Source organism: Mycobacterium fragae, assembly GCF_002102185.1.
In the GTDB taxonomy this organism is placed as follows: Bacteria; Actinomycetota; Actinomycetes; order Mycobacteriales; family Mycobacteriaceae; genus Mycobacterium; species Mycobacterium fragae.
This window is the reverse complement of sequence record NZ_LQOW01000025.1, coordinates 103,925-116,573: the sequence shown is the minus strand read 5'-3', so window position 1 is coordinate 116,573 and position 12,649 is coordinate 103,925. Positions and strand designations below refer to the sequence as shown.

General features: G+C 66.1%; 13 protein-coding genes and 1 pseudogene. 2 read left to right on the top strand and 12 right to left on the bottom strand.

Annotation, left to right across the window (positions count from 1 at the left end):
• Positions 1 to 14: 14 nt before the first annotated feature.
• Complete coding sequence (locus AWC06_RS13760) at positions 15 to 1,142, bottom strand: GuaB3 family IMP dehydrogenase-related protein (protein ID WP_211281969.1); 1,128 nt, start codon at positions 1,140 to 1,142, stop codon at positions 15 to 17.
• A 131-nt stretch (positions 1,143 to 1,273) separates the two neighbouring features.
• Positions 1,274 to 2,863, bottom strand: coding sequence for an IMP dehydrogenase (gene guaB / locus AWC06_RS13755; RefSeq protein ID WP_085198424.1), 1,590 nt, complete (start codon positions 2,861 to 2,863; stop codon positions 1,274 to 1,276).
• A gap of 144 nt (positions 2,864 to 3,007) precedes the next feature.
• Between guaB and AWC06_RS13750 the strand changes: the two genes are divergently transcribed.
• A complete protein-coding gene (locus AWC06_RS13750; protein ID WP_045384891.1) occupies positions 3,008 to 3,421 on the top strand; it encodes a DUF5319 domain-containing protein in 414 nt (137 codons plus the stop codon).
• Between the two features lie 12 nt (positions 3,422 to 3,433).
• On the opposite strand, the gene AWC06_RS13745 is transcribed toward AWC06_RS13750, so the two are convergent.
• On the bottom strand, positions 3,434 to 4,258 hold the full coding sequence (locus tag AWC06_RS13745; protein ID WP_085198421.1) for a hypothetical protein: 825 nt from the start codon (positions 4,256 to 4,258) through the stop codon (positions 3,434 to 3,436).
• A gap of 341 nt (positions 4,259 to 4,599) precedes the next feature.
• Between AWC06_RS13745 and AWC06_RS13740 the strand changes: the two genes are divergently transcribed.
• Entirely contained in the window at positions 4,600 to 4,908 is a 309-nt protein-coding gene (locus AWC06_RS13740; RefSeq protein WP_085198418.1) for a WhiB family transcriptional regulator, read from the top strand.
• Positions 4,909 to 5,040: 132 nt separating this feature from the next.
• On the opposite strand, the gene AWC06_RS13735 is transcribed toward AWC06_RS13740, so the two are convergent.
• From AWC06_RS13735 to AWC06_RS13700, 9 genes and pseudogenes are all read right to left on the bottom strand, one after another.
• Positions 5,041 to 5,649 carry an Rv1733c family protein gene (locus tag AWC06_RS13735; protein ID WP_085198416.1) on the bottom strand — a complete coding sequence of 203 codons (609 nt, stop codon included), beginning with the start codon at positions 5,647 to 5,649 and terminating at the stop codon, positions 5,041 to 5,043.
• A gap of 118 nt (positions 5,650 to 5,767) precedes the next feature.
• Positions 5,768 to 7,291 carry a PucR family transcriptional regulator gene (locus AWC06_RS13730; RefSeq protein ID WP_085198413.1) on the bottom strand — a complete coding sequence of 508 codons (1,524 nt, stop codon included), beginning with the start codon at positions 7,289 to 7,291 and terminating at the stop codon, positions 5,768 to 5,770.
• Between the two features lie 35 nt (positions 7,292 to 7,326).
• A complete protein-coding gene (locus tag AWC06_RS23025) occupies positions 7,327 to 7,575 on the bottom strand; it encodes a CBS domain-containing protein (protein WP_139820054.1) in 249 nt (82 codons plus the stop codon).
• A gap of 133 nt (positions 7,576 to 7,708) precedes the next feature.
• Positions 7,709 to 8,089: pseudogene (locus AWC06_RS23660) on the bottom strand (DUF5994 family protein); the annotation flags it as partial.
• Positions 8,090 to 8,562: 473 nt separating this feature from the next.
• Entirely contained in the window at positions 8,563 to 9,042 is a 480-nt protein-coding gene (locus tag AWC06_RS13720) for an STAS domain-containing protein (RefSeq protein WP_085198410.1), read from the bottom strand.
• 58 nt (positions 9,043 to 9,100) lie between these two features.
• Positions 9,101 to 9,568 carry a GreA/GreB family elongation factor gene (locus AWC06_RS13715; RefSeq protein WP_085198407.1) on the bottom strand — a complete coding sequence of 156 codons (468 nt, stop codon included), beginning with the start codon at positions 9,566 to 9,568 and terminating at the stop codon, positions 9,101 to 9,103.
• Positions 9,569 to 9,582: 14 nt separating this feature from the next.
• Positions 9,583 to 10,065 (bottom strand): GreA/GreB family elongation factor, encoded by a 483-nt coding sequence (locus AWC06_RS13710; RefSeq protein ID WP_227370973.1) that lies wholly within the window; start codon positions 10,063 to 10,065, stop codon positions 9,583 to 9,585.
• A gap of 99 nt (positions 10,066 to 10,164) precedes the next feature.
• The gene (locus tag AWC06_RS13705) at positions 10,165 to 11,409 is read right to left on the bottom strand and encodes an NAD(P)/FAD-dependent oxidoreductase (RefSeq protein WP_085198402.1); all 1,245 of its coding nucleotides are present in this window, start codon (positions 11,407 to 11,409) and stop codon (positions 10,165 to 10,167) included.
• A gap of 148 nt (positions 11,410 to 11,557) precedes the next feature.
• On the bottom strand, positions 11,558 to 12,643 hold the full coding sequence (locus AWC06_RS13700) for a calcium:cation antiporter (protein WP_085198657.1): 1,086 nt from the start codon (positions 12,641 to 12,643) through the stop codon (positions 11,558 to 11,560).
• Positions 12,644 to 12,649 lie beyond the last annotated feature (6 nt).

Genomic DNA, 12,649 nt, shown 5'->3' with positions numbered 1-12,649 from the left:
GACCAGCCTATCGCTCAGCTGCCGACGGTCAGACCGACCTTCTGGAATTCCTTGAGGTCGCAGTAGCCGGCCTTGGCCATCGACCGGCGCAGCCCGCCGACCAGGTTCAGGGAGCCGAACGGGTCGTCGGACGGGCCGCCCAGCACCTGCCGCAGCGGGGCCCGCTCCCCGACGGCGACTTGCAGCAGAGCACCGCGCGGCAGCGACGGGTGCGCGGCCGCGGCGGGCCAGAACCATCCGTCGCCGAGCGCCTCGGCGGCTTCGGCGAGGGGCGTGCCCAGCACCACCGCGTCGGCGCCGCAGGCGATCGCCTTGGCCAGGTCGCCGGAGGTGTGGATGTCGCCGTCGGCGAGCACGTGCACGTAGCGGCCGCCGGTTTCGTCGAGGTATTCGCGGCGCGCGGCTGCGGCGTCGGCGATCGCGGTGGCCATCGGCACGCTTATCCCGAGCACCTCGTCGCTGGTGGTCACGCCGCTGGTGGACCCGTAGCCGACGATGACGCCGGCCGCCCCGGTGCGCATCAGGTGCAGGGCGGTGCGATGGTCGAGCACGCCGCCGGCCACCACCGGGACGTCAAGCTCCGCGATGAACGTCTTCAGATTCAGCGGTTCGCCATCGGTGGCAACCCGCTCAGCGGACACGATTGTGCCCTGGATGACCAGCAGGTCAATTCCGGCAGCCACCAACGCCGGCGTGAGCGCCTGTGCGTTCTGCGGGCTGACGCGGACCGCGGTGATCACGCCCGCCTCCCGGATGCGCGCCACCGCGGCGGCCAGCAGCTCGGAATCCAGCGGGGCGGCATGCAGCTGCTGCAACAGCCGAATGGCCGCCGACGGCTCGGGCTCTTTGGCGGCCGCCTCTACTACTTGAGCGATCTTGGCCTGATAGTCGGCGTGGCGGCCGATCAACCCTTCGCCGTTGAGCACCGCCAGGCCGCCGAGCCGGCCGAGCTCGACAGCGAACTCCGGTGACACCAGCGCATCGGTCGGATGGGCCACAACGGGGATCTCGAACCGGTAGGCGTCGAGTTGCCACGTGGTCGACACGTCCTGCGACGAGCGGGTGCGCCGCGAGGGCACGATGTTGATGTCGTCGAGTTCGTAGGTACGACGGGCGGTTCGGCCCATGCCGATCTCGACCATGTCACGCATGAAAGGTCAGCCTCGTTTCCCTGCGAGATCGACGTTTTGCAGCAAAAGACCGAGAAGCGACCTGCAAAACGTCGATCTCGGCGCGCTGAGCGGCGCGTTGAGGTGAGGCACAAGCGTCTCCCTCACCGGACGTAGTAGTTGGGCGCTTCGGCCGTCATGGTGATGTCGTGCGGGTGGCTTTCCTTGAGACCCGCCGCCGTGATCCGGACGAATTGCGCCCGCTGCAGCGCCTCGATGGTGGGCGACCCGGTGTAGCCCATCGCGGCACGCAGCCCGCCGGTGAGCTGATGGATCACCGACGACAACGGCCCGCGGAACGGCACCCGGCCCTCGATGCCCTCGGGCACCAGCTTGTCCTCGGAGAGCGCGTCGTCGGCGAAGTACCGGTCCTTGGAGTACGACTTCGCTTCACCGCGACCCTGCATGGCGGCCAGGGACCCCATGCCGCGGTAGCTCTTGTACTGCTTGCCGTTGACGAAGATCAGCTCACCGGGCGCCTCGCCGGTGCCCGCCAGGAGTGATCCCAGCATGGTCGTCGACGCGCCCGCGGCCAGCGCCTTGGCGATGTCGCCGGAGTACTGCAGCCCGCCGTCGGCGATCACCGGCACACCAGCCGGGCCGCACACCGCGACGGCCTCGAGGATCGCGGTGATCTGCGGCGCCCCCACCCCGGCGACCACCCGGGTGGTGCAGATCGACCCGGGACCCACACCGACCTTGACCGCATCGGCGCCGGCCTCGACCAGCGCCGCGGCGCCCGATCTGGTGGCGACGTTGCCGCCGACGACCTCGATGCGGTCGCCGACCTCGGCCTTGAGCTTGCCGACCATGTCGAGCACCAGCCGGTTGTGCGCGTGCGCGGTGTCCACGACCAGCACGTCGGCACCGGCGTCCACCAGGGACATGGCCCGAACCCAGGCGTCGTCGCCGACCCCGACGGCCGCGCCGACCAACAGCCGGCCGTCGCTGTCCTTGGTGGCCAGCGGGTGTTGTTCGGTCTTGACGAAGTCCTTGACGGTGATCAGCCCGGTCAGCCGTCCGCGGCCGTCGACGATCGGCAACTTCTCGATCTTGTGCCGGCGCAGCAGGCCCAGCGCCGCGTCGGCGCTGACACCCTCCTGGGCGGTGATCAGCGGGGCTTTGGTCATCACCTCGGCGACCTGCTTGGACTGGTCGACTTCGAAGCGCATGTCGCGGTTGGTGATGATGCCCACCAGCCCGCCCGCGTCGTCGACCACCGGCAGCCCCGAGATGCGGAACCGGGCGCACAGCGCGTCTACCTCGGCCAGCGTGTTGTCCGGTCGGCAGGTGACCGGGTCGGTGACCATACCGGCCTCCGACCGCTTCACCGTTTCCACCTGTCCGGCCTGTTCGTCGACGGGCAGATTACGGTGCAGCACGCCCATGCCGCCGGCCCGGGCCATTGCGATCGCCATCCGTGACTCGGTGACGGTGTCCATCGCGGAGCTGACCAGCGGCACCTTGAGGCGGATCTTCTTGGTCAGCTGGCTGGAGGTGTCCGCTGCGGCGGGCACCACGTCGGAGGCGGCCGGCAGGAGCAGGACGTCGTCGAAGGTCAATCCCAGCATCGCGACCTTGTGCGGATCGTCACCCCCGGTGGGGACCGCATCCTCGCCGAGGCCACCCGGGCGCCCGTAGAGGGTGGCAATCATGTCGCCGTTGCCTTCAAGGCGGGACAAGCCGGATGACATCGCTGAGGCCCTCCAACCGCATGCGGAGTGAGAAGCCCATCCTATCGGCTCACGCCGACGCTGCGACGACGCGCGCCGCATGCGGCGCGTGGGCCGCAACCTGTGCGCTGGCGCGATGCCCGCAAGGCTGCGTAATGTGGAGCCGTGCGCGACTACCTCCCGCCGGGATTGCCGCCCGACCCGTTTGCCGACGACCCATGCGATCCGTCGGCGGCTCTGGACGCCGTCGAGCCCGGTCAGCCGCTGGACCCTCAGGAGCGGATGGCCGTCGAGGCCGACCTGGCCGATCTGGCCGTGTACGAAGCTCTCTTGGCGCACAAGGGTATTCGCGGCCTGGTGGTGTGTTGCGACGAATGTCAGCAGGACCACTACCACGACTGGGATATGTTGCGCGCCAACCTGCTCCAGCTCTTGGTCGACGGCACAGTCCGTCCTCACGAGCCGGCGTATGACCCCGAGCCCGATGCCTACGTCACCTGGGACTACTGCCGCGGCTACGCCGACGCCTCGCTGAACGAGGCGACCTCGGATACCGAGGGCTTTCACGGGCGCCGCTGAGCAGACACCCGTTTAGCGCTCGCACCAATTTCCGCCCGCGTTGCGCACTTTTTCGGCGCACACGTCGCGGATCTCGCTCAGCTCTTCGACCGTGCGGTTTGCGCTTCCGATATCGACGAGCAGGCAAGCCAGCGCCCAGCGCAACGGCACCAACCCCAAGCGGCCCGTGAGCTCCAGCGCCGCATCACCGACGGCTCTGGCCCGATCGAGGGCAGCGGCGCTGCATAACGCCGCGGCCAACACCATTTCGCTTTTGGCTACATGTCGCGCCGACACCTGGCCCGGGTCAGCCGCCAACTCAACCGCGGCCTCGGCGTGCCGGACGGCGCTCGCCCCATCGCCGGACGCCATCGCCAACTCGGCGGCGACCCACGCTCGGCGCACCGAGAGTCGATGCACCGCCGCTGTGGCCAGTATCCGGTCGGCCCGGGCGAGGAGTGTCGCGGACGCGGCCAAGCGACCGATCCCGAGCGCGTCGGCAGCCAGTCCGATCAGCGCATCGGCCCGGGCCTCAACGTCGGCGCCGGCCAATGCCAATGCCCTGCCATCGCAGCCGCGGGCCAGCGTGTGCCAGCCCAGCTGACGCAGGAATGAACCGTGTGTGCTGTGCGCCAGCGAGGCAAGCCGATCGGGCGGCGCACTCCGCAGCAGGGTCGCGAGGTCGTTAAGCGCGCTGCCGTAGCGGCCCTGGCCGCCGCCGGCGACCGCCCGCAGCCATAGCTGACGCGGTGTGTGTGCCGTCGGCAGCGGCCAGCGGCCCGGCTGGTCTCCGAACGCGACAGCGGTAAGGTTGGTCTCGATCGTTGCCTCGCAACGCATATCAATCACGGTGAGCATTAGTTAAATGTTCATGGTTTCTGCGTTACGCCGATATTAACCACTGCGGCGACACTGGTATTTGCCACGTCCATCCCACTGCCGTGCGAGCAGGCAAATCACGAGATAGAACCACTTCGAGGTAGCACCGGGGCGGTAGGCGAATAGATCTCGGCGATGAACGAGAAGTAAATTCTCAAGGCACAGTTGGGCATTCGGCAATAAATACCCAAGTTGACGGAAATTTGTCAGCTCCCCTACCTTTAGTGCCGACGAGTTGTCACCGCTGACACGCTCGAATCAGTTGACGACTTAGCGGTTTGGAAACTGGCCTTCTGATGGGCGTGTAGAGAGGGACTTCAATGCCACAGCCGGAGCAACTACCAGGCCCCAACGCCGATATCTGGGAATGGCAATTGCAGGGCCTATGCCGGGGCGTGGATTCGTCGGTGTTCTTCCATCCCGACGGCGAGCGCGGCCGGGCCCGTCTGCAGCGTGAGCGACGGGCCAAGGAGTTCTGCCGCCAATGCCCGGTGATGGCGCAGTGCCGCGCCCATGCGCTGGAAGTCGGTGAGCCGTACGGGATCTGGGGCGGTCTGTCGGAATCCGAGCGCGATCTGCTGCTCAAACGCGATATACGGCGGACGCGCATGATCCCGCGCACCGCCTAGTTGCCTTTCGTATCGAATTGGGTGTCGTCAGGGGCGGGCCGGAAAAGGCAACCACCCCTGACGACTTGGTGGCCCTCGGTGGGCGAGCTTCACCGCGACGACGAGCGTTGTTGTACGACAACGCCGCCCGGTTTATCGGCCCCCCTCGCCGTCGCTGACCAGGTTGTCGAAATCGTGTTGCCACCGCGTGTGGCGGGCGCGGTTTAGGACTGTCCGGGTGCCGGCGAACAATGCCATCGCGGCGCCGGTCACGCCTAACCACGTTGCCAATGCGGCCGCGACGGCTTCGTCCACGGCGGTCCTCGTCGGCGGAGCGACTTGGAAACCGTTCTGGTCCACCCAGATATCGATCGAATCACCAGATTTGACCGGCTGACGCGTCTTGACTGCGCCGGTGTGTTCGGCCCCGGCAGCAAACCACCGGGCACGCACCGCCATCGTCTTGCTCCGCCAGATTTGCGTAGGGCTGTCGTCGATGACCGTCCCGCTGATCATCTGCCGACTCTGGGCTTGCTCGGCGTAAACGCTCTGGCGGGAGTCGTAAACGGCAGTGCCCACGGCGGCGGCGACCGGGATGGCCAGCAGCGACAAGGCAACGGCGAACACCAACACCAGGGCCTCGACCCGGTCGCTGAGGCGGATCAGGGGGTTGCGCCCAAACAACCGCACAAACCGCCACCGCGGCAGCCGCACGCTGAACGTGTCGATCTCGGCGTAATAGTCAGGTTGCTGGGTAGTCATCGAAGAGTCCTGGTAGCGGTCGCTATGACTCCATAGTCGTAGGTAAGCCCGCTGCGAGCTTTGACCCAGCCAGACAACGAAACCCCCGGGATTTGTCGCGCCTCGACAACGCTGCTGGTTAATCGGTGTCGGTGGCCGCCAGTTCGATCATCATGGCCAGCCGCTTTTTGGCGTCGTCCAACGCCAGGGGCGTGATCTCGGTCATCTTGCGCAGCCGGTAACGCACAGTGTTCTCGTGCACCCCGAGATGCTCACCCGCCTCGACCGGATCGCCCTGCGCCTCCAGCCAGGCCCGCAGCGTCGCCACGTACTCGGTCCCGTTGGCCTGGTCATGGCGACGCAGCGCCGCCACCGGTCCCCGGTCTGGAGATCGACCCGAGTGCGCCGCGGTGCGCAATCGCTGCAGCAGGATGTCATCCCACGCCTCGTCGTAGGCCGGCGGCGCGGACCTTGGCGACGCCTCCTGTAGCGCCAGGCACTCATCTGCCTCCTGGCGGGCGGACGGCAGCTCCGCCACCTCGGCGGGCCCACTGATGCCGGCTAGCAGCGTCACCCGGTCAGGCAGTGCCGCCCGCAAACCGGTGATCCAGCGCCGCGCCGTCGCCGCCTCTTCGGCGGGAATCAAGGTGTAGACGGTGTTGCCGGCCAACGCGCTGCGGCCCGGCCGAGACCACCCGAAACCGGTGGTGGCGCGCTCGAACGCCAACAGCAGCGCGGCATCGCGGTCGGTGCCGATGAGCGCTTGCACCGCGATCACCCGCAGCTCGCTACGCGGCAGGCCCAGCCTGCTAACCGCCGTCGCGGCGTCGGCGCTGCCCTCAAGCAACCGGATTACCAGTTCGGATTCGACCTGACGCTCCAGGTCCGCGCTCGCTCGTGACCGCAGCAAATGTAGGGCCACGGTATGGGCGCCCTCGGCCAAGGCGGTGCGCGCGGTGCCGTCGAGCGGCGCCGAACACGCCACCCACACCGACCCCATCAGTTCTCGTCCCGAGCGCACCGCCACCACCATGCGCCCGGTCACGCCATGTTCGGCGTCCTCGTCGACAAACAGTGGATCGTCGGACGCCGCCAGGTGCGCGAATACCCCACGGGCCTCGAACAATGCCCGTAGCTGCTCTGGCGTCTGTCGTCCCAGGATCGTCTCCACCCGAGCCGCATCAGCGTGCTGCTGCGACCTCGAATACGCCAGCACCCGCAACTGCTGATCGTGAATGACGACGGCGCCGCCGACTGCGTCAGCAAGACTGTCGGCGAGCGCGAACAAATCCGTTGGGCCACGGCCAGATTCGGTCTCTCGGCCTTCCAGCACCAGCCCGTAGACCACCGCAGCCAACTCGCTCCACGACAGCGTCTCGTCGACCACCATCACCGCGCCGGCATCGGAATCACCGTCGAACGCGATCGGCTCCTCCCCGCCGCGCGTCAACACCACAACGGCACGTGCCGACGCCGCCCACTGCACCGCTTCGCTGACCGAGTCGGCACCGATCGCCAGCAATACATCGCCCACCACCGAGCGGCCGCGGGCGACTTCGTGGATCACTACACTGCGCAGTTCAGTTGACCTGGGAACCGAGCAAAACCGTAACCGGACCCCATAGCCGCCAAGCACGTTGACGAGGCGGTCCAGCGTGATCACTATTCGCCTCCCCTAACCGGATCGGTTTGCCCAGCTTAGTCAAGGTCGAGTTCGCCTAGCGACGACCGCGGCCGAGCGGACTCGGCGCTGGCAACGGCGCCGGTGCCGAACTGCACCCCTAGGCCGTGTAGTGCCCCCGCGCGGCTGATGTCGCTGGGCGAGACGATGCCGAGCAGCTCGCCGTCGCGGAGCACCACTGCGCGGCCGTCCGAGCATCCCGCCCGGGTTGCCACCACCGACCCCCAGTCGCCAGCGTGCATGTGGTCGCGATGGCGCAAGGCCACGGAGGGCGCCACCTTCAGATTCCCATCGCTGCAACGCGATGCGACTGTGGTGGCCATTTGTGTCGCTGTGGTCACTGATTCCCAGTAATTGGCTGGGCGTTGACGCATCGCCGACGCTGACCGCGGTTGTCATCGCTATGTGCGCGTCGCTGGGGCTGGTGTATGGGGGCACCACCAACAGAGCCAGTCTTCCGAACTCCTTACCGAACACTGTTATGACGTTTGGCGAGCCTTGGCTGGCGTCGAGGACCACGTCGCCGCCCAGATGTTTGAGGCTCGAAGGTGCTGAGGACCAATCGCTTTGGTGATAACGGACCCGATCAATCACACCAAGCCGTAGCGACAGCGCCGCGAGCAGTGACGGAAGTTCCGCGGCAAGCCTCGTTGATCGTGGCCACCAGGCCCCCTGGACAAAACCGCAGGACCGGTGTGCGGGTTTGAAACGCAAGCGCAAGGTCCCGATTGCCGATCGGTGTTCTAATGCGGCGCTCGTTTGTTCAGTGGTTGTGGACATATGTGGCTTTGCCTTCCTTACCGTTTTTGGAAACGATGTTCTTCGCGCAGGGTTTGTCATGGGCCCCGCGCGTGAAACCGCTGACCTAACTTCCATGGTGGAATGAATCCCGGCGGTCGGCTTGCCATAACGCGACAACACGAGTGCCCGTTTTTGTCGCTACGCCACATCGCGAATTGCGCCGCGTTTAGACACGACTTGTCTCCGGGCTCAACCGGGCGATACGACTGCCATGATCAGGAAGAACACCGCCATGCCGAGTAGTACCAACGCCACCGGCTCAATCAGGTCAAGCATTTTGCGGTCACCTCCTCTTCCCGGGATTCTTTACCAGCAGCGTTCAACCCATGGCGCACGCCATCTAACCGACGTAGCGCGTTGTGCTGCAGGAGGTCTCGGGCCGGCTGTGCCACATGCCGACTTATCTGATCCCCACTGATTCGCGATGGTCTGCGCAGACCGGTGCGCGTCCCTTAGCATCTCGACTCCTCGGGTGGCGTGACGCGAGGTGGTAGAGACCATGCAGTGTCAGAAGATGTCAATCGCAACAGGGCCCCCTCAACTGAGGCTGCGATAGGCAGCCGGTAGTTGCTATCGGTGATATGCAGGAGTCGGTCGACCGCTTCGCTGGGTACCAGCACCCATCGCACACCTGTCCGCTGCGCTTTTTCGGCGATCCTGACCAACGCGCGGAAGCCGTCGCCGCTGACGAAATCGACACCGCGAAGGTCGAGGATTAAGGGCCGACCCGGATTAGCCACGTCGTCGACGTAATCGCTCAGCCGGGCGGCATTGCCGGCGTCGACCGCACCGCACGCCTGGATAATCGTTGCGCCCGGCTGGAAATGGGTGCGCAGTGACATGCTGGAGTAATCGGTCGCAACACGACAATCGCGCGCAGGTAGCCGTTCGGAGGCGTCGGTGCGCGAACGCTCGTTAATGGTCGAAATCATCACAAATATTCCTGATTGCCTTGTGCTGGTGACTATCCGGGTTCCCTACGTCGAGCCATCAAATCGCGTCAGCGGTGTGCAAGCCGTATGGCACGGCTTTGAGCAGTACGACGGTGAGGCTGGCGCCACTGGGCAGCGTGTAGGTCCGCCGCTCCCCGGGGCGTGCGCCCGCGATTGCGGCGCCCAGCGGCAATTGGTTGGAGTACACCTCCATGTCGCCGTATTCGGCGCCGCGCGCGCCCAGCAGGAAAGTTTCGGTTTCACCGGTGTCGTCGTAGCGGACCGTCAAAACCATGCCGGGTTCGGCGACCCCATCGTCTGGTGGGTCCTCGCCGACGACAGCATTGACCAACAGATCGTGAATCTGGTGGATCCGTGTCTGCCAGGAGCGCTGGACCGCGGTCGCGTTTTCGTCGGTATCAACGTCAGCGCCTGCGGCGGCAGACAACTCACGAAGCGTGGCCAGTTCCCGTTGTAGTCGCTCGTAGGCCGACGGCGAGATCCAGGCGGGTTGCGTGCTGGTCATATTCGTTCCTCCATTTATCCCCCTGCGCCCTTGTAAGCAGCTTGTAGCCCAGGGCTTTTCGCCACATATCTCCCGTAGGGCACCGCGTCTAGCAGCGTCACGAGCCGCCCTCTTTCATGTGGGATTGCATAGATGCGCTGGTCGCCAGGTCTGGCGCCGGCGATCGACCGGCCCAGCGGCGACGCCATCGAGTAGGCCGTGATATCGGTGTCTTCGACGTCGGCCCTGCCCAGGAGAAATGTTTCGGTTTCGCCAGTGTCGTCGTAGCGAATGGTCAAAACCATGCCCGGTTCGGCGATGAGCTCGCCAACTGGTTTCCCATCTACGATCGCATTGGCCAGCAGATCTTCGATGTCACGGATGCGTGCTTGTCGCGCTGAGTGGCGCGCAAGGAGACTCGCGTCGTAATCCATTAAATCGTCGGGAACCTCGATGCTGCGCCGCGAGCGCAGGGCGAAACTTTCGTTCTGCAGCTCGATGTAGTGCTGCCGCGTCATCCAGCGTGGGGTGCTGGTCATTTGCTTAAAGTCCTTTCGTATCAGGTGGGTTGTCGCCAGAGCGGGTCGATGCAACCGCTCCTAAACGACTCGGGCGCCTTAGTGGGCGAAATTTCGCTGCGATCTACGCCCGCGGGTATCGGGGTACCTACGACCGTTGCGGCGCAGCGGATCGAACTCGGCCAGGGCTTGGGGTTGCTTGCCGGTGGTGATCTGTTCGGCCAACAGTCGGCCGGTAACCGGGCCGTGCGCCAATCCCCACATGCCATGCCCGCCTGCCACATAGATCCCCGGTGACACCTCACCGATCAGCGGACGGCCATCTGAGGTGACCGAGTAGGCACCAATCCATACAGCGCTGTGCTCGGCCCAGCGCATCCCATCCAGCAATGGACTGGCTGAGGCGATGATGGCCTCTACCCGTTGCGGTAGGACAGGCTCATGCCGGTGGCGGAATTCCATTGTGCCCGAAACGCGTACCGCGCCCTGGTAGGGCGTACACGCCAACCGCGCGCTCGGCAAGTAGATAGGGCTCGGTATCGGGCGGTCCGCGGGCACCGTAAACGAGTAGCCGCAACTGGCTTGCACCGGGACGCACAGCCAGCGGCCCGCCAGCGCCGACAACCGGGCGCCGGTGGCGATTACCGCAACGTCGCCGGTCAATGCCTCGCGGTGCGCGCGCAGGGTGACACCGGCGCCCGAGCTAACGACCTCGCTGATTTCCAGTCTGCGCATAGTCGCACCGCGTTCCACTACGCTGCGGCCCAGGGCCTCGACGAACCGGTGCGGGTCGACGAAGCGCTGACCGTTGATGTTCAGTCCCGCAGTGACGGTCGGCGACGCCAGGGGCACTTGCTCGCTCAACGCCTCGCCGGACAGCGCCGTGACATACATTTTTTGGCCCGCATTTTCGAGTTGGCGTAGTTGCCATAGCATGTGCTCCGCCTCTGCGGTGCTCCGAAACACCGCGGTGATCGGTGCGTCGGTCACCGGCGCGTCGACCCCATTGGCGAGAAGCACGTCGAAAGCTTCGATGCAATCCTCGTTGAGGGCCGCGTTGGCCCGCATCGCCCGCCTCCACGACGATCGCCAGGGCGCGCTCGGCGTGCGCAATGCGCGCAGCCCGTGGCGGAGAACGCCCGGGGAGTTCGGGGGAAAGGTTAACCCTGGGGCAATCCATCCGCCGTTGCCCCAGGAGGCACCGGCGGCAACGCCGGTGCGGTCCACCACCGTGACTTCGACGCCGCGCTCTTGCAAGAACCACGCCGTCGACAATCCGACGATGCCAGCACCGACGACGATCGCCGATCGGGGTCCTTCGTCGATTCGCTCGACGCCGACCATCAAACACCTCCACAGCTGGGATTTCGACTGGTAATCCCATGGTGGCGTAGGTCAGGGCGGCAGTGTTTGCTGTAACTGGACAACGGCGCGGTGGGTCATTGTCGCCCTCCGACAACGCTGTCCCGTGACCGCGACTTGCGTGGCGAAGTCAAGGATTCACAGCAAGAAACACGTACGCGGCGAACAGGACTAGATGAACTGCGCCCTGCAGCCTGGTCGCACGGCCGGGTACCACGGTAAGCACGCTGACCACGACGGTCAGCGTGAGAAGCACGAGCTGCATGCCTCCGAGGCCAAGAATCAGTGGACCCGGCAGCCACACCGACGCGACTGCAAGAGCCGGGATGGTCAGCCCGATGCTCGCCATCGCCGAGCCGTAGGCCAGGTTCAGGCTGATCTGGACGCGCCCGCGCCACGCCGCGCGCGCCGCGGCCAACGTCTCCGGCAGCAGCACCAGCAACGCGATCACCACGCCGACGAACGACTGCGGGAATCCGACCGCCGCAACCGCGGTCTCGATCGGCTGCGACTCGATCTTGGCCAGGCCCACGACCGCGACCAGCGCGGCCAGCAGCATCGCAAGGCTCCTCAGCGCGGAACGTGTGCTCGGCGGCGGCGCGTGCTCATCGTCGTCTATGACCACGTCCTCCTGGGTCACCGGCAGAAAGAAGTCCCGGTGGCGCACGGTCTGGGTGAACACGAACACGACATACAGTCCGAGCGACGCGAGGGCGGCGAAGGCCAGCTGGCCGGGCGTGAACTCCGGACCCGGGTGGCTGGTGGTGAACGTCGGCAATACCAGGCTGAGCGTGGCGAGCGTGGTGACGGTGGCCAGCGCGGCGCCGCTGCCTTCGGCGTTGAACAGCGTGACGCCGTAGCGCAGAGAGCCGATCAGCACAGACACTCCGACGATGCCCGTCGTCGTGATCATCGCGGCGGCGAACACGGTGTCGCGGGCAAGCGTGGCCGAGCCCTCACCACCCGACACCATCAGCGTGACGATCAGGGCCACCTCGATGACGGTCACCGCGATGGCGAGCACCAGCGACCCGAACGGCTCGCCCACGCGGTGGGCGACGACCTCGGCGTGCTCCACCGCGGCGAGCACGGCGCCGCCAAGCAACACGGCCACCAAAACCGCAGGCGCCGAACCGATCTCACGACCCCACGTCAGCGCCAGCGCCACGAGCGCGAGAAACGGCACCACCATGGTCCATGACAGGCCGTTCAGCATCACGCG

Coding starts and splice junctions, on each gene's coding strand:
- AWC06_RS13760 (WP_211281969.1), bottom strand. CDS start 1,142: ATGGTCGAGATCGGCATGGGCCGAACCGCCCGTCGTACCTACGAACTC.
- guaB (WP_085198424.1), bottom strand. CDS start 2,863: ATGTCATCCGGCTTGTCCCGCCTTGAAGGCAACGGCGACATGATTGCC.
- AWC06_RS13745 (WP_085198421.1), bottom strand. CDS start 4,258: ATGCTCACCGTGATTGATATGCGTTGCGAGGCAACGATCGAGACCAAC.
- AWC06_RS13740 (WP_085198418.1), top strand. CDS start 4,600: ATGCCACAGCCGGAGCAACTACCAGGCCCCAACGCCGATATCTGGGAA.
- AWC06_RS13735 (WP_085198416.1), bottom strand. CDS start 5,649: ATGACTACCCAGCAACCTGACTATTACGCCGAGATCGACACGTTCAGC.
- AWC06_RS13720 (WP_085198410.1), bottom strand. CDS start 9,042: ATGATTTCGACCATTAACGAGCGTTCGCGCACCGACGCCTCCGAACGG.
- AWC06_RS13715 (WP_085198407.1), bottom strand. CDS start 9,568: ATGACCAGCACGCAACCCGCCTGGATCTCGCCGTCGGCCTACGAGCGA.
- AWC06_RS13710 (WP_227370973.1), bottom strand. CDS start 10,065: ATGACGCGGCAGCACTACATCGAGCTGCAGAACGAAAGTTTCGCCCTG.
- AWC06_RS13705 (WP_085198402.1), bottom strand. CDS start 11,409: ATGGTCGGCGTCGAGCGAATCGACGAAGGACCCCGATCGGCGATCGTC.
- AWC06_RS13700 (WP_085198657.1), bottom strand. CDS start 12,643: ATGCTGAACGGCCTGTCATGGACCATGGTGGTGCCGTTTCTCGCGCTC.